The sequence below is a fragment of the uncultured Shimia sp. genome, assembly GCF_947498095.1.
Classification (GTDB): Bacteria; Pseudomonadota; Alphaproteobacteria; order Rhodobacterales; family Rhodobacteraceae; genus Shimia.
The window spans coordinates 85,599-100,795 of record NZ_CANMJE010000009.1 but is presented as its reverse complement, the minus strand read 5'-3'; the positions used below and the strand labels follow the sequence as shown (position 1 = coordinate 100,795).

Genomic DNA, 15,197 nt, shown 5'->3' with positions numbered 1-15,197 from the left:
ACCGGGGCGCTATTTTTTGACCGACAGGACCCCGGCGACCGTGATCAAGGCGATGCCTGCAAATGCGGTCGCGCTGGGGACTTCACCGATGATCAAAACACCCCAAACCACCGAAAATCCGACATAAGCAAAGTCAAAAATCCCGACCACTGCGGGCGGTCCCTTTTGATATGCAATGGCCGCGCCGAGACTGCCAACTAGGATCCCGGCAGCCATAATGCCCATAGTGGTCCATGCGGCGCTGTTCATCTCGGTCCAGCGGCTGAGCATAAACCCTTCTGGCGGCAAACTTGGCATAGCAGTCAAGCCCAGTGACGCGACCGTGCCAACGGCGATGAAGCTGAGGTTCAGCGCCAGCGCGAGCGTCATCGGGTTCTCACCCCGGCATTTGCTGCGGGTCAGGATCATGGCCAACGCATAAAGCATGGCAGACAAGAGTGGCTTTAAGGCGTAGGTATTAAAATCGCCCGCATCAGGTTTCAGGATCAGCAGGATACCTGCGAAGCCAATGCCGACGGCCAACCAACCTTGTCGGCTGATGCGGTCTCCGAGAAGAACTGCTGAGAACAGGGTGATGAAAAACGGGAGGGTGTAGAATGCGGCCGCCGCCACGGGCAGTTGCAAATGGGGCAGGGCGCCATAATAAATCACCCACATGCCCACCAACATCAAGCTGCGTACCAAAGTCCAGAAAAGATGCTTTGGCCACAGGGACGCGCGACGCCCATAAAGCCGCCAGATCAGAACCAGCGCCGGGGTCGCCAACAGCGACCGCAAGACAAAGATCTGCCACAGTGCGAAACTGTTGCTGGTCAACTTGATCAGCGCATCTCCGAGCGACAGGGCAAAGACCGAAAAAACAATGGCCCCAACGGCCAGAGCCAGATTGTCACCAGAGGGTTGAGGATCAGGATCACGGAGCGTCATGTTGCGCCTTGGCTTGGAAAGTCCGGCCAGAGTTTTGACCGCTGGAAACCCTAGCACCGGGTGGTGGTTTCACAAGCCTTTGGCGGCGGCGGGTCAACTGTTGTAGCCGTTTCCTGTCAGGAGCACCCGCCGCGTGGAGAGGTCAGAGCGCTTTGCGAGCGGTCAGGGCCGCGCTGATGGTGCCTTCGTCCAGGTAGTCCAACTCCCCCCCGATGGGAACGCCTTGGGCCAGCGATGTCAGTCGTACCCGGTCTTCCACCTGATCGGCGATGTAATGCGCCGTGGTCTGCCCATCTACGGTTGCGTTCAGCGCGAGGATCACTTCTGAGATGTGTTCAGTGGTGATGCGATCGACTAATTTTGGAATCGAGAGATCCTCTGGGCCGATACCTTCCAAGGCGGACAATGTGCCTCCCAGAACGTGATAGCGTCCCTTGAACACGTTTGCGCGCTCCATGGCCCAAAGGTCCGAGACATCTTCCACCACGCACAACTCACCGGTCGCGCGTTTCTCGTCATTGCAGATTTCGCAGATGTCAGAGGTGCCGACATTGCCACAGTTCAGGCATTCCCGCGCCGTTGCGGCCACGGTCTGCATCGCATCGGCCAATGGCGTCAGCAACAATGCCCGCTTGCGGATCAAGTGCAAAACAGCCCGGCGTGCGCTGCGCGGGCCCAAACCCGGCAGTTTCGCCATCATCTCGATCAAGGTGTCGATGTCATTGCTGCTCATGGGCTTTGCCTCACAAAAGTCCGGCGGCCGAGGCCGCCGAGGTTTTGAGTATGTATAGCAAGAATTCGCCCGGGTGGCGCAAGCCTTTAGAACGGCAGCTTGATATCCGAAGGCAGGCCAAGGCTCTCGGTGATCTTGTTCAGTTCTTCCTGACTGCGGTCAGCGGCTTTGGTCTGGGCGTCTTTGATGGCCGCGAGGATCAGGTCTTCGACCACCTCTTTGTCGTCGCCATTAAAAATCGAAGGATCGATATCCAACGCCTTGAGTTCACCCTTGGCCGATGCCGTTGCTTTGACCAGACCGGCACCGCTTTCACCGACAACCATGACGTTGTGCAGCTCTTCTTGCATGTCCGTCATTTTGGACTGCATTTCCTGCGCCTGTTTCATCATTTTGGCCATGTCGCCAATGTTACCAAGCCCTTTGAGCATAAATCTCTCCTGATCCGGATCGTGTCTGTTGCGGCCTAGATAAGCCTCGCAAAGCCTGCGGGCAAGGTGAAACGCCGAGGCTGGCGTTTTGTCCATGCAATGGCTAGCGTCGGGCAAACGACGGATCAGTGAGGACAGACATGCATATCGAACCTTTCGGCGTTGAGATCTGGATGAACGAGTGGGAGACGCGTTGTGAGTGGAACCTTGCCGAGACCTGTGTAGAGAGCATTTCCATCGCGGAATTGTTGGCGCTGGCAGGAAAGAATGAAACGGACCTGTCCGATCTTTTGACGATGAAGATGACCTATGGCGCCATCGAGGGTTCAGACCGCCTGCGCACGGCCATTGCCGCGCTTTACGAAAGGCAGACGCCCGAGACGCTGATCGTCACTCACGGTACGATTGGTGCCAATATGCTGGTCCACAAGGCGCTGGTGTCGCGCGGCGATCACGTGGTGGCCGTGGTACCGACCTATCAACAGCACTATTCGATCCCTGAAAGCATCGGGGCCGAGATGCACCTTTTGCATCTGCGGGAAGAGGACAATTGGCTGCCCGATCTGGATGCCTTGCGCGGGATGGTCACGAAAGACACGCAACTGATTGCCATCAACAACCCCAACAATCCCACAGGCGCACTGATGGGGCGCAAGATGCTGGAAGAGATCGCTGCGATCGCGCGCGAGGTCGGCGCTTGGGTTCTCTGCGATGAGGTTTATCGCGGCACGGCCCAAGATGGCGACGGCATGGGGGCTTCGATGGCCGACATCTATGAAAAAGGCATCAGCACTGCCAGTACGTCCAAGGCGTTTTCACTTGCAGGTTTGCGGCTTGGGTGGATCGCAGCTCCGCGTGAAGTGATCGAGGCGGTGTCGATCCACCGCGACTATGACACGATCTCAGTTGGCATGATCGACGACCATTTCGCAACTCTGGCGCTTGAAAATGTGGATCGCGTGTTGGCGCGTAGCCACGGCATTACGCGGGGCAACCTTGGTTTTCTGTCTCAATGGGTTGAGGGCGAACCGCTGATCTCGTGGATCAAGCCGCGCGCTGGCACCACGGCTCTGCTCAAATATGAACTGCCGATGTCATCACGCGATTTTTGCGTCGCATTGCTGAAGGAAACCGGAGTGATGTTCACACCCGGGTCGGCGCTGGGCATGGAAGGTTATGTGCGGATTGGGTTTGCGAACAACCCCGAGGTTTTGAAAGAAGGTCTGCTCCGGGTCTCTGGGTTTTTGTCACAAAGAGCCTAAGCATTGCTGCCAGCTGCTACAGGTTCAGCACGCCCTCAATCAGAATATGGCTTTGACCTCCAATCAAAACCTTTCCGGGACGTTGCGGGTCGCGCCGGTAATACACCCGACCCGAGCGCCCCATCTTGGTGCCTTGGGCTGCGATGGCACTGTCCGGCAGCCGGTCTTCAGCCAATAGCCAGCACGCAATGGCGGCGTTCAGTGAGCCTGTGATCGGGTCTTCTGACATGCCGCTGGAAGGGCTGATATTACGGGTTTCATAATCAAACGGTCCGCCTTTGGGGAGCGCGCCAAACAGCGACACTCCGACGAACTCAGGCCACCGCACCCGGGTTTCATCAACCGCAAGTACTTCCGCCGCGCTGTTGAGTTCCAGCAGTTGCCAAACCGGGCCGTTGTCAAGCGTCACGGCGTTCTTGACTTGCTGCTCTTCTATTCCCAAGGTGTTGATAATTCTTATCTTTTCCTGAGGATCCATTGGTGCAATGCGAGTTGGAGGAGACACAAAGGCCGGAGCCGCGCCGGTAAGGTCGATGTCCACGATGCCTATGGCGCATTCCTGTCGGACGACATCTGCTCTGGCGGGCGCGTTGCCAGAATGCAGCCAAGCGGCACAGCTGCCCAAAGTCGGGTGCCCCGCAAACAACATCTCGCGGCCCGGGGTAAATATCCTAAGGCGATAGTCGGCATCCGCCGTTGTCGGAGGCAACAGGAATGTAGTTTCGGCAAGATTGGTCCACGCCGCAAAGGCCTGCATCTCGTCGTCGCTCATGCCGTCTGCATCAACAACCACGGCCAGCCCGTTACCAAGGGTAGGGGTAGGTGAAAAAACGTCGGCTTGAATGAATCTGCGCTGCAGTTGATCAATCCTCTTCAAATGGATCCCATTCGTCTTCGACCTCGGGAAGGGCCTCCTCTTGGGCTTTCGCCGTGATGTCCTGTTGGGTCTTTATCGAGATGATCTTGGCCTTTGGAAATGCATCGAACACAGCTTTGACCATTGGGTGATCAGCGGCCTCACCCTTTAGGGCGTTTTCAGCCGCGTTGCGCTTTTCGACAATGGTCTCGCCACCGCCATCACTGACCACGATCACTGCCCAACGGTTGCCTGTCCAACTTTGCAGACGCGAGCCCAAACGCTGGGCCAAGTCCGAGGGGGCTTTGTCCGTTGGAACGAACTCAATCCTACCGGGGCGATACGAGACCAGCCGCATGTCGGCCTCGATGTCCATCAACAATTTGGCGTCGCGGTTCTTGCGGATCAACTCGATCACATGGTCGAAAGTTGCGAACCGTGCCAGCGCGGTTTCGGTTTGCGGGGCCAGAGCAGTCACAGTGCCTCCGGGACCACCGGCAACCTGAGTTGTGGAATAGGCCTGGCTGCCGTCTGCGGGTCCACTCGCGGGCACACCGCCGCCGGGACCACCCGAAGGGGGAGGAGGTGGTGTATCTTGAAGTTTGCGAACCAGTTCCTCGGGACTCGGCAGGTCGGCCACATGGGTGAGACGAATGATCGCCATTTCGGCAGCCATCATGGCGTTTGGCGCAGCACCAACCTCTTCTAGCGCTTTCAAAAGCATCTGCCACATGCGGGTCAGGATGCGCATCGGAAGTTTGTCGGCCATGAACTGACCGCGCGAGCGTTCATCAGGGCTGATCGTCGGATCCTTCGCCGCATCTGGGGTAATTTTCACGACGCTAACCCAATGGGTCACCTCGGCCAGATCACGCAACACGGCCATCGGATCGGCCCCATCAGCATATTGCGCGCTCAGCTCGGATAGGGCGCCACCGGCGTCGCCTTTCATCACCATGTCAAAGAGATCGAGAACGCGACCGCGGTCGGCCAGCCCCAACATGGCGCGCACCTGATCGGCGGTGGTTTCACCGGCACCGTGAGAGATGGCCTGATCCAGAAGCGATTGCGCGTCACGGGCCGAGCCTTCGGCCGCGCGGGTGATCAAGGCCAGCGCATCGTCACTGATCTCGGCGTTCTCTGCCGTCGCAATGCGGCGCAACATGGCGATCATGTCTTCTGGTTCAATCCGGCGCAGGTCAAAGCGTTGGCAGCGTGACAGGACCGTGACCGGAACTTTGCGAATTTCGGTGGTGGCGAAGATGAACTTTACATGGGCGGGTGGTTCTTCCAACGTCTTCAACAGCGCGTTGAACGCACTGGTCGACAGCATGTGAACCTCATCGATGATATAGATCTTGTAGCGCGCCGAAGCGGCCCGGTAGTGCACCGAGTCGATGATCTCGCGGATATCATTCACACCGGTGCGGCTGGCGGCGTCCATCTCCATCACATCGACATGGCGGCCCTCCATGATCGCGACGCAGTGTTCACATGTACCACATGGCTCTGTGGTTGGTCCGCCTTCCCCATCTTCACCGATACAGTTCATGCCCTTGGCGATGATCCGCGCGGTGGTGGTTTTGCCCACGCCGCGGATGCCGGTCATCACAAAGGCCTGCGCGATGCGATCCGCTTCAAACGCGTTTTTCAGTGTGCGCACCATGGCGTCCTGTCCGACAAGGTCGGCAAAGGTCTCGGGGCGGTATTTTCGTGCGAGAACCTGATAGACGGTGTCAGAAGAGTCTGTGTCGCTCATAAGGGGCCTTCGGGATTCGAGTATCAAGGACAACCTAGGGCGTAGACCCTTGGATGTCACGTCGCTCACTCATGCGGGGGAACATGGCGCAGGGCCCGCTTTGGGTCTATCTTCAGAGGGCAGATGGCGCCCGGCATCCGGCGCAATGCTGCGCTACGCCAGCCTTGCCGAAAATGCGATTATCGCCGCGCTCGGGTTGAATGTCCGCCGAGCGCGGCAAAACTGTCATTTATGCGGCCGTCATTCTTTGCCCATCAGTTGTCCCATCATGGCAAAACCATCGACCAACGCTTGAGTTTCCGGTCTCAGGTTCTCGATCCCGCCATAGGGAACACCGTGCCCTTGCTCGCGGTCGGGATACTTCTGTTTCCATCCCAGATGGCGTTTCATCATGCCAACAAATGGCCCACCAAAGCCAACACCCAAGGTGATTGTCTTTGCCGTATCAATCCGCTCTTCGCGACTGTCCTTGTAAAGGTCGAAAACGGGTGCGGCGATCGGATTGGCCCCCGGTGTGGGCAGGTGAAATTTGAACTGTTGTTTCACGATGGATCGCAACACCGGACCTTCGTAGATAAAGACGTAATCGCGCCGCCCATGGCTATCGCCCACAAACAGCAGCGGCGTCTGGTCGACGCCATCGATCAATCGGTCGCGTGGGATATGGTCGTCGCTGTCGGCTAGTCGAGCCAGCGTTGTAAATAGATCGGTTACATGGACAATGTCCTGAACCCGACCGCCCGCTTCTATACCCGCCGGCCACCGCATAAAGGCATTGACCCGCACGCCACCTTCCAGATGGTCAGTTTTGCCGCCGCGGTAAATCCGGTCGTTCTGACCGCTATACTCGCGATATTGCATGAAGGGTCCGTTGTCACCCATGACGATGACAATCGTGTTTTCGGCAATGCCCAATTCGTCCAGTTTTGACAGGATCTCTCCGATCCAGGTATCTACCGTCGCCAAGGATTCCGCCATCGGGCCACCGTTCAGCGTCTGTGCCCCGTCGATGTCCCCACGGGTCAGAGATATGGGCAGCTGCGGCCAGTAGTTCAGGAAAAAGGGCTGGTTGCTACCGGCCAGCTGTTCAAGCTGCTCCAGAACACCGTTTTTATAATCCTCTTCCATGCGCTGATAGTGGGCCTGCGTATAGATTTCACCGGCTTCGAAATTGACTTCGCGTGATGCCCCGCCCTTTTCACCGACGATGCCATAGACCATCGCATGCGGGTTCAGGCGAAAGCTTTTGTCCAGCTCATAGGTATTGGTGCGCGCGGTCTGTGACAGGCCGGTCGAGATGCCTTCCTGCTCGGCGTCCGCATTCATGATTGCCATCTGGCCCTGTTGGTGAACCGGGTGCTCGGCATAGTCGAACCCCTGGTTAAAGGCATAGGATTCCTCAATGTCGCCCAAGTGCCATTTGCCCATATGAACAGTCTTGTAACCGCCTTCACTAAGAACTTCGGCCAAGGTAACTTCCCATGCGCTGAGACCATCACCGGAAACTACCGATTTCGCCTCTGTCGTACCGGTGCGAATGGCATAGCGTCCCGTCATCATTGCCGCCCGCGTAGGCGTGCATGAGGGTTCGGTATACATTCTCATAAAGGAGAGCCCTTGCTCGGCGAACCCAGAAATATTCGGAGTGCTGTAGCCGCGGATAACATCGAGATTGGGCATCCCGATCTCACCAAACCCGAGATCATCGAGCAAAATGTAAACTATGTTTGGGGCTTTGCCGCCGTTTGCATCACGGATACTTGCAAGCTTTTCGCTGATTTCCGTGTCTTCTTGCTGCCAGCGCTCGGCATGCTGGTTCAGCAGAATGTAGTGTTCTGCGTCGTGAATGATAGGGGGCTCTTGCGCAGCAACCACTGTCGGCAAAAGCAGGCTCAGAAATGCAACTACGCGCCAATACATCTATATTCCTCCAGAATCTCTATGTTCGTTCTGCCTTTTCGATAGTGGTTAGAAACCAGATCGAAGACAAGAGAATACGATGGTCGTTGCAGTGTGGACCTTTGAACCACTCTTGGCGCGGAAGGGAGGTTGGGGTAATCCTTGCGTTACGTCTGATTAGTAGGTGAAATCATGCGGTTGAAAAGCATTCGGCATAGCCGGAACATCGAGGATCGACGCCGGTCTGGTGGTAAAGGAGCCGTAAGGATTGGCGGTGTTGGTCTGTTGGTGATCCTTGCCATTGGGTATTTCGCCGGGATCGATGTGTCGCCGTTGCTGGATGAGGTCGCTGCACCTCAACAGTCGGTAGATCGGGAGTTAACTGAGGAAGAGCGTCGCGCAGGAGAATTTAGTGCGGCGGTGCTTCGGACGACCGAAACCGTTTGGGCGCAGGTGTTTGAGGATCAATTGGGCCGCGCGTATTCCCCGCCCACATTGGTCTTGTTTGCCGGTGTGACTCAAAGCCCGTGTGGTGGGGCCAGCGGCGCGACCGGACCTTTTTACTGTCCGGCGGATCGCAAAGCCTACTTGGACACGCAGTTCTTTGCCACCCTGTCCCGTCAATTGGGGGCCAAAGGCGATTTTGCAGCAGCTTACGTGATCGCTCATGAGGTCGCACACCATGTGCAAAACGAGTTGGGGATTTTGGGTCAGGTTAATCAAATCCGTCAGAGTGCCAGCCAAACCGAGGCCAACGCCTTGACGGTCCGGCTTGAGTTACAGGCGGATTGCCTCTCGGGTGTTTGGGCGCGCGAAGTGCGCGATCTGATGCAAGGCGGCGACCTGGAGGAAGCCTTGAACGCCGCGCGCATGATCGGAGATGACCATCTGCAACGGCGGGCGGGCAAGGTGCCGCAACCTCATACTTTCACGCATGGCACTTCCAAACAGCGCGCCAGCTGGTTCAAGCGTGGGTTTGATAGCGGTGACCTGTCGCGTTGCGATACCTTTGCGGCGAAACGCCTGTGAGTTTTGCTGTCGCGACGATTGAGGCTGGGAACGGAAGACTGGGCATCTGTCCAGCGCCGGGACGATTTGGAGACTATGCCAGTGATCTGCGCCAGATATTGGCCTGGGCGCCATCGCTGGTGTTGACCATGACCGAGGCGGCCGAACTCGCCCGTCTTGGGGCCGAAAGCTTTGCCGATGATCTGAAAACTGCTGGCGTTGACTGGGTGCACTTACCCATCCGTGATTTCGGGGCCCCCGGAGCGAGTGTGCAGGCACTCTGGCCGTCGACTTCGGCCCGCGTGCGGGCAATGCTCACCGACAAGGGTCGCGTGCTGGCCCACTGTTATGGGGGCTGCGGAAGATCAGGCATGGCGCTTTTGCGGGTGATGGTCGAGATGGGCGAAGAGGGGCCTGTAGCTCTTGAACGATTGCGACAGGTCCGCCCCTGTGCCGTGGAAACCGAGGCGCAACGCCGCTGGGCGATGCGCCTCTGAACGCCTTACCTGCGGCCGTGCTTTTCCTTCATCACTGAACGCACCATCTTGCCAAAGGCTTTGTCCTTGGCGCGGGCCTCATGCAGTGTCGCGCTGTTGTGGGCATCTTCGCGCAGCAGTTTGCGCCAACGTTGCAATCGGTCTTCGCTGATCTCGCCAGTTTCCAACGCTGCGCGGATGGCGCACCCCGGTTCAGTTTCATGGCCACAGTCGGAAAACCGGCAGGCACGTGCGAGTGTTTCGATGTCCTCGAACACGGCCTCGATCCCTTCGGAGGCATCCGTCAACCGCAATGCCCGCATGCCCGGTGTGTCGATCAGCCAGCCGCCAAACCGCGTTTGATGCAGCCCACGCGCGGTTGTCGTATGCCGCCCTTTGGCATCGTCTTCGCGGATGCCTTGTGTTTCGGCGCCGGCTTGCGTCATGGCGTTGGCCAGCGTCGACTTGCCGACGCCCGAAGACCCTACCAATGCAAGGGCCTGTCCCGCCTTGCACCAAGGAGAGAGTGCCTCGGCCTCGTCATTGTCGAGGGCATTGAGGGCTATGGCCGTAACGAGCGGCGACAACCGCTCGGCCCGGCGTACATAAGCGCGCGGATCGTCCGTCGTATCGGCTTTGGTCAACACCACCAGCGGTAAGCACCCGGTGCTGGCTGCGAGCGCCAGATAACGCTCGATCCGAGCCTCGTTGAAATCCGCGTTGCAGGACGTCACGATCGCCAATGTATCGACATTGGCGGCGATCAGCTGCGCTTCGGCTCCGGTGCCTGCTGCCCGTCGGTTGAGCGTTGTCATGGGCTGCAGGCGCCGCAACACACGAGGATGAACGGGGTCTAGAACGACCCAGTCGCCCACGGCAAAGCTTGCTGTGGTCATGTCTGAAGGCGGAACAACCGTTTGGGCCCCCCGTGGGCCAATGGTGAAAAGGCGGTCGCGTGCAACCGAAGAAATGCGCGCAGCCTGAGGCAGGTCACCCTCGTCAATCTGTGCGGCAAAGTGGGCCGACCACCCAAGGTCGGCAAGTGTTAGGTCTGTCAATGGACTGGTCCCGATATGTAAGAAAACTGGCGCGATCCCAAAGGGTCACGGGGCTTTGATACGGTCGGGCGGTGGTTACCTCAGCTGGTAACGACGGCCCGAAAGGATGCAACAATCTTCATCAATCCTCCGGGTCTTGTGTTTCTTAGTGAACCCTTTTGGCAGAGTTTTCTCGCAAAACTCGCCTATCGGGGCGTCGGAAACCGCACCGCGGAACCCGACAAGGGTGAGAGGTTGGACATCGACCCAAGCGGGGCTCGTTGTGGCTGCTACCTTCCGGTCCTGACCAGGTTGGCGAGGCGCTTGCCCGCGCCAACCCCTCAGGGCGTGATATAGTCGCCCCTAGGCGCGGATGCAAGCTGGCGTATTCAGCTCAAGTCAAGCTCTAGGGCCAGAAAGCCATTGAGTGTCAATTCCAAGGCTCTAAGCCCCTTTTGGAACTGTTTTTCAAGGATTTCAGCCATATCTGGATGTGTATTGATCACAGCCGTAGCGGCCGGAATTCGCGAAAACCGCCAAGGTACCTGCCCGTCAGAAACCGAAGGATCACCTAACGTAAAGGCCTCAACCAGAAGATCGCGAATCTTTGTGTGATCTTCAAAAAGAATGCGGTCTTGTGAGGCAAGGGGGAAATTGCCTCCACCGCCAGCACGGTAATTGTTCACGGCCAATGCAAAAATCTGATCCGGTGGAACCGGCGCGCCTTGCCAGGACAGGTTGCGAATGCGCCGGGCCGAAGGGTTCTGCAAGGTGCCGTCCGATGCAAACCGGGGCGGTTGGCTAAGGTCTATCTCATAGCTCAGGCCATAGATGGTATCGCTGTTGTAGACCGGGAAATCCTCGCGATGCAGAGGCTGTGCGGATTGTCCGGGTAAGATCTGGTTGTAGATGCTGGCCGCCATCTCTAGCCAGTCAGCCACCTCGGCGCCAGAAAGTCTCAATGCACTGATATCATTTGGAAAATATTGCAGATCGCTAATGTGGTTCAAGGCCACTTTGCCGGGTTGAATCCGGGTGAAGTTGTTGACACCACTGCGCCCGCCGAACTTCTGTGGCGCGGCTGCAGCCAGAACTGGCAAATGCGACCACTCGGTCTGCCGCAAGCGCTCTTGTGCAAATCGGGCAAGGGACTCTGCGATGATCCGAACAGACGGACACCCCGGCAGCAATGCAAGGAAAGAATGGATGGGTTGAGAGATTTCTCCGACAGGCTCTCGCAACTTCTTCAACGCCCAGTTGTGTGCCGGCTGAAGCGCCTCAACAAAGTCGCTGTCCTCAGGAACATCCTTGGTCGCAAGTAAATCAACGTGATGGTCGACGACTTGCCAACGCCCCTTAGATTTTTCGAGGGTCAGGTCGATTTTCCCCAGCACATCCCCTCCAAAACCGGGCTGAACAGTGGGCGTTCCATTCACCGTCGCTCGATCCAGATCAATGGTTGCGATTTGCGGCTGATTTTCGCCTGGAAAGTGCAGGTGTGTGTGCCCAAGGACCATCGTATCCAATCCCTCTATCGCAGAGATCGGAAGCCCGGCGTTTTCCATTCCTTTTTCATATGGCCCGTCGCCGAGACCCATGTGGCACAGACCGATCACAATATCCGCGCCGCTCTCACGCAGGCTCTGAACCGCCTTTTCAGCGGCCTCCAAACTATCGCCTGCCGTAAGTTTTCCATGTACTCTGGAATGGTCCCAATTCATCACTTGAGGCGGGCAAACGCTAAACAGGCCAATGCGAACCAGATGCTCGTGCCCTTTCGAATCCGTCAGCTGTTTATCCAGTATGATCTGAGGTGACCAACACGCATCCAGACCAAGTGGTGCGTGAACTGTAGGCGCAAGATTTGCGCAGAGAATCGGTGCTTCTATTTCTGACAAGAGGTCGGTTAATCGTGACAGAGAGACATTGAATTCATGATTGCCCAGCGCAACCGCATCGTACTTCAGTTCAGACATCGCGGTGGTGATTGGATGGCGCATCTCAAGCGTCTGATCATCGGAGGCCAGATCACAAAGTGGCGTGCCCTGTAAGAAGTCCCCATTGTCCACCAACACTGTGTTAGCAGACGCGGCGCGGAATCCTTTGACCAGTGTCGCAACCCGCCCAAGTGCGGGCACATCTGCCACGCGATCCGAGTAATAATCGTAGGACAAAAGGTGACCGTGCAGATCCGTCGTGGCGAGGACAGTCAAACAAATCTGGGCAGCATCAGGGTCTGATGCACGACGCGTGGGCAATTTTGAGCCTCCGGATGTGAGGGAGAATAGTAAAACCACTTGGCACTAAAACGCAGTTGCATGGGATCACTCAGTACGCTCGAAAACAAGAGAAAAATCTCTAAAAACAATTTGTTGAACGATTGTAGTGGTGACCCATTGCCGTACGGCGGCAACCGTGGCAAGCCTGTAACAACGGTAAGGAACAGCCATGAAACATGCAGAAACAGTGACTTTCGGTGGGTCAGAGTTCGACCGAGCCGCCGAAATACGGGGTGATGCCGAGGCCTTGTCAGAAGCGCGCGACAACCCGGCAACGCGAACAATTTTATTGTGGCGTGGCAAACCGCTTGTGACCGCTGAAAACCGCGATGCCCTTGCACGTCTGGACATGACGCATCCAGTGCTGTCCATGGCCAAGTCGGCGCCAATCTACTTAGGCAAAGACCGTTTGGGGCATGTGTTTGCGCATGACATTTCCTCTTGGAAACCTGCCGAGCTTGATGCCTCGGCGATGGGCAGTTTTCTGGATCAGACCGAACAAAGGCACCCTTTGACGGGGGATGCCTATGTGTTTGCGGAATTGCGCGCGATCATGACTTTGTTGGATGAACGGGATGCTGAATTGGCATCAACCGCCAAAGCTATTCTGGGCTGGCACCGCTCACACCGCTATTGCGCGATTTGCGGTCACGAGAGTCACATCGCAATGGCGGGCTGGCAGCGCGACTGTCCATCTTGTGGTGGCCATCATTTTCCACGCACCGACCCGGTTGTGATTATGCTGATTACCCGCGGCAATAATGTGTTGATGGGCCGCAGTCCGGGTTGGCCTGAGGGCATGTATTCGCTCTTGGCCGGGTTCGTGGAACCTGGGGAAACTCTAGAAGCTGCCGTGCGGCGCGAAGTCATGGAAGAGGCAGGCATTCGGGTGGGCCCCGTAGATTATCTTGCCAGCCAGCCTTGGGCGTTCCCGTCTTCGCTGATGTTTGGGTGTCGAGGAACTGCCTTGACCGAGGACATTATCCTTGACCCGGTAGAACTTGATGACGCGCTTTGGGTTACACGTGAAGAGATGATGCAGGCGTTTTCAGGCACGCACCCGATTCTGAAACCTGCGCGAAAAGGAGCCATCGCCCACTTTATCCTGCGCAACTGGCTTGCAGACCGATTGGATTAAGGCGTATCTGAAAGAAACAACTGGCACGCGAAAAGCCGAGGGCAAAGCATCATGCAATTGACGAGTAAGGAAAACATCGAAGTCCCGATCGATCAGGTCTTTGAGATGTTGACAGACTTCGAACGGCATGAACGCTCAGCTATGCGGCGCGGCGCCGAAGTTGCCCGCACCGACACATTGTCAAAACCAGGTGTCGGAGTTGGCTGGGATGTCGGGTTTGAGTTTCGCGGCAAGCCGCGTCAGGTGCATCTTGAAGTCATCGAATTCGATCGGCCATACGAGTTGGCGCTCAAGGCTGAAATGCAAGGGCTTGATTCGATTATCAACCTTCAGCTTGTGGCATTGTCCAAAACCCTGACACGGCTAAATGTCGTGACTGACATCAAGCCCAAGACGCTTTCGGCGCGGCTTTTGGTTCAGTCGATGAAACTGGCCAAATCAAACATCACCAAGCGATTTGACAGCCGTATGGCCGCACAAGCCAGAGACATGGAAAACCGGTTTAACCGTATCGCGTAACGCGGGCATTGCTTCACAAATGCCGCGCTTGGACCGCCGGGTATACGCCAAGGATGTTCAGCGAATTTGTGAAGTAGTCCAGCTCTTCCAATGCGCGCCGCACCGGTGGATCGTCTGGATGGCCCTCGATGTCGGCATAAAATCGGGTGGCGGTGAACGATCCGTCGACCATGTAGCTTTCCAGCTTGGTCATGTTGACACCGTTGGTCGCAAAGCCCCCCATCGCCTTGTAGAGCGCAGCAGGAATGTTGCGCACTTCGAACACGAAAGTTGTCATCATCTCGATCTCACCACGACGTGAGTGATCGGGTTCTCGCGACATGATGACGAACCGGGTGGTGTTGTGCCCGTGGTCTTCGATGTCCGAGGCCAGCACGTTCAAACCGTAGATTTCGGCAGCCAAAGACGATGCCAAAACACCTTCGTTGCGGTGGCGGTGTTCGGCCAGCTCGCGAGCCGCTCCTGCGCTATCAGCTGCAGCGATGCCATGAATGCCGTGTGTTTTCAGAAAGTTGGCAGATTGCGGAAGCAGAACCAAATGCGCCCGCACAGTGTCGACTTCGTCCAGTGTCACGCCAGGCAACGCCATAAGGCTGATCCGAACACGTACAAAGGCTTCGTCCACAATGTGCAAACTACTCTCAGGAAGCAGGCGGTGAATGTCCGCGACTCGGCCGTAGGTCGAGTTTTCAATTGGCAACATGGCCAACTCAGCAGCCCCGGAGCGCGCCGCACCAATAACGTCTTCAAAGGACTGGCACGGAAGCGCCTCCATATCTGGATAGGCTTCGAGACAGGCCTGATGTGAATAGGCCCCCGGGTCTCCCTGAAATGCGATGCGTTTGGTCATCTCGTGTCTTTTCCGTCCTAAAG

Annotated in this window: 14 protein-coding genes and 1 other RNA gene; 5 read left to right on the top strand and 10 right to left on the bottom strand. The window is 57.0% G+C overall.

Going from position 1 to position 15,197, the window contains the following annotated elements:
- Positions 1-9: 9 nt before the first annotated feature.
- The 3 genes from Q0932_RS15355 to Q0932_RS15345 form a co-directional block, all read right to left on the bottom strand.
- Positions 10-927, bottom strand: a complete 918-nt coding sequence (locus Q0932_RS15355) for a DMT family transporter (RefSeq protein WP_299354989.1) — start codon at positions 925-927, stop codon at positions 10-12.
- Between the two features lie 142 nt (positions 928-1,069).
- Complete coding sequence (recR, locus tag Q0932_RS15350) at positions 1,070-1,660, bottom strand: recombination mediator RecR (RefSeq protein WP_299354986.1); 591 nt, start codon at positions 1,658-1,660, stop codon at positions 1,070-1,072.
- A gap of 86 nt (positions 1,661-1,746) precedes the next feature.
- Entirely contained in the window at positions 1,747-2,091 is a 345-nt protein-coding gene (locus Q0932_RS15345) for a YbaB/EbfC family nucleoid-associated protein (RefSeq protein WP_299354983.1), read from the bottom strand.
- A 140-nt stretch (positions 2,092-2,231) separates the two neighbouring features.
- Here Q0932_RS15345 and Q0932_RS15340 point away from each other — a divergent pair, with 140 nt between their 5' ends.
- Positions 2,232-3,353: an aminotransferase gene (locus Q0932_RS15340; protein WP_299354980.1), complete on the top strand. Its 1,122-nt coding sequence runs from the start codon at positions 2,232-2,234 to the stop codon at positions 3,351-3,353.
- A 16-nt stretch (positions 3,354-3,369) separates the two neighbouring features.
- Here Q0932_RS15340 and Q0932_RS15335 read toward each other — a convergent pair whose 3' ends face one another.
- From Q0932_RS15335 to Q0932_RS15325, 3 genes are all read right to left on the bottom strand, one after another.
- On the bottom strand, positions 3,370-4,230 hold the full coding sequence (locus Q0932_RS15335) for a PhzF family phenazine biosynthesis protein (protein ID WP_299354977.1): 861 nt from the start codon (positions 4,228-4,230) through the stop codon (positions 3,370-3,372).
- Positions 4,217-5,968: a DNA polymerase III subunit gamma/tau gene (locus Q0932_RS15330; RefSeq protein WP_299354973.1), complete on the bottom strand. Its 1,752-nt coding sequence runs from the start codon at positions 5,966-5,968 to the stop codon at positions 4,217-4,219. The genes Q0932_RS15335 and Q0932_RS15330 overlap by 14 nt, the downstream gene beginning before the upstream one ends.
- Positions 5,969-6,208: 240 nt before the next feature.
- Complete coding sequence (locus tag Q0932_RS15325) at positions 6,209-7,888, bottom strand: sulfatase-like hydrolase/transferase (protein ID WP_299354970.1); 1,680 nt, start codon at positions 7,886-7,888, stop codon at positions 6,209-6,211.
- Between the two features lie 171 nt (positions 7,889-8,059).
- On the opposite strand from Q0932_RS15325, the gene Q0932_RS15320 reads away from it, so the two are divergent.
- Both Q0932_RS15320 and Q0932_RS15315 read left to right on the top strand, forming a co-directional pair.
- Positions 8,060-8,896, top strand: coding sequence for a neutral zinc metallopeptidase (locus tag Q0932_RS15320; RefSeq protein WP_299354967.1), 837 nt, complete (start codon positions 8,060-8,062; stop codon positions 8,894-8,896).
- Complete coding sequence (locus Q0932_RS15315) at positions 8,893-9,372, top strand: protein phosphatase (RefSeq protein ID WP_299354964.1); 480 nt, start codon at positions 8,893-8,895, stop codon at positions 9,370-9,372. Before Q0932_RS15320 ends, Q0932_RS15315 begins: the two co-directional genes overlap by 4 nt.
- 5 nt (positions 9,373-9,377) lie before the next feature.
- Here Q0932_RS15315 and rsgA read toward each other — a convergent pair whose 3' ends face one another.
- The 3 genes from rsgA to Q0932_RS15300 form a co-directional block, all read right to left on the bottom strand.
- Positions 9,378-10,409 carry a ribosome small subunit-dependent GTPase A gene (gene rsgA, locus Q0932_RS15310; RefSeq protein WP_299354961.1) on the bottom strand — a complete coding sequence of 344 codons (1,032 nt, stop codon included), beginning with the start codon at positions 10,407-10,409 and terminating at the stop codon, positions 9,378-9,380.
- A 224-nt stretch (positions 10,410-10,633) separates the two neighbouring features.
- Positions 10,634-10,732, bottom strand: an RNA gene (ffs, locus tag Q0932_RS15305) — signal recognition particle sRNA small type.
- Positions 10,733-10,777: 45 nt separating this feature from the next.
- Entirely contained in the window at positions 10,778-12,646 is a 1,869-nt protein-coding gene (locus Q0932_RS15300; RefSeq protein WP_299354958.1) for a bifunctional 2',3'-cyclic-nucleotide 2'-phosphodiesterase/3'-nucleotidase, read from the bottom strand.
- A gap of 190 nt (positions 12,647-12,836) precedes the next feature.
- Here Q0932_RS15300 and nudC point away from each other — a divergent pair, with 190 nt between their 5' ends.
- Both nudC and Q0932_RS15290 read left to right on the top strand, forming a co-directional pair.
- On the top strand, positions 12,837-13,805 hold the full coding sequence (gene nudC / locus Q0932_RS15295) for an NAD(+) diphosphatase (protein WP_299354955.1): 969 nt from the start codon (positions 12,837-12,839) through the stop codon (positions 13,803-13,805).
- 51 nt (positions 13,806-13,856) lie between these two features.
- Entirely contained in the window at positions 13,857-14,324 is a 468-nt protein-coding gene (locus Q0932_RS15290) for an SRPBCC family protein (RefSeq protein WP_299354952.1), read from the top strand.
- A 13-nt stretch (positions 14,325-14,337) separates the two neighbouring features.
- On the opposite strand, the gene Q0932_RS15285 is transcribed toward Q0932_RS15290, so the two are convergent.
- On the bottom strand, positions 14,338-15,174 hold the full coding sequence (locus Q0932_RS15285) for a prephenate dehydratase (protein WP_299354949.1): 837 nt from the start codon (positions 15,172-15,174) through the stop codon (positions 14,338-14,340).
- Positions 15,175-15,197: the final 23 nt, after the last annotated feature.

Coding starts and splice junctions, on each gene's coding strand:
- Q0932_RS15355 (WP_299354989.1), bottom strand. CDS start 927: ATGACGCTCCGTGATCCTGATCCTCAACCCTCTGGTGACAATCTGGCT.
- recR (WP_299354986.1), bottom strand. CDS start 1,660: ATGAGCAGCAATGACATCGACACCTTGATCGAGATGATGGCGAAACTG.
- Q0932_RS15345 (WP_299354983.1), bottom strand. CDS start 2,091: ATGCTCAAAGGGCTTGGTAACATTGGCGACATGGCCAAAATGATGAAA.
- Q0932_RS15340 (WP_299354980.1), top strand. CDS start 2,232: ATGCATATCGAACCTTTCGGCGTTGAGATCTGGATGAACGAGTGGGAG.
- Q0932_RS15330 (WP_299354973.1), bottom strand. CDS start 5,968: ATGAGCGACACAGACTCTTCTGACACCGTCTATCAGGTTCTCGCACGA.
- Q0932_RS15325 (WP_299354970.1), bottom strand. CDS start 7,888: ATGTATTGGCGCGTAGTTGCATTTCTGAGCCTGCTTTTGCCGACAGTG.
- Q0932_RS15320 (WP_299354967.1), top strand. CDS start 8,060: ATGCGGTTGAAAAGCATTCGGCATAGCCGGAACATCGAGGATCGACGC.
- nudC (WP_299354955.1), top strand. CDS start 12,837: ATGAAACATGCAGAAACAGTGACTTTCGGTGGGTCAGAGTTCGACCGA.
- Q0932_RS15290 (WP_299354952.1), top strand. CDS start 13,857: ATGCAATTGACGAGTAAGGAAAACATCGAAGTCCCGATCGATCAGGTC.
- Q0932_RS15285 (WP_299354949.1), bottom strand. CDS start 15,174: ATGACCAAACGCATCGCATTTCAGGGAGACCCGGGGGCCTATTCACAT.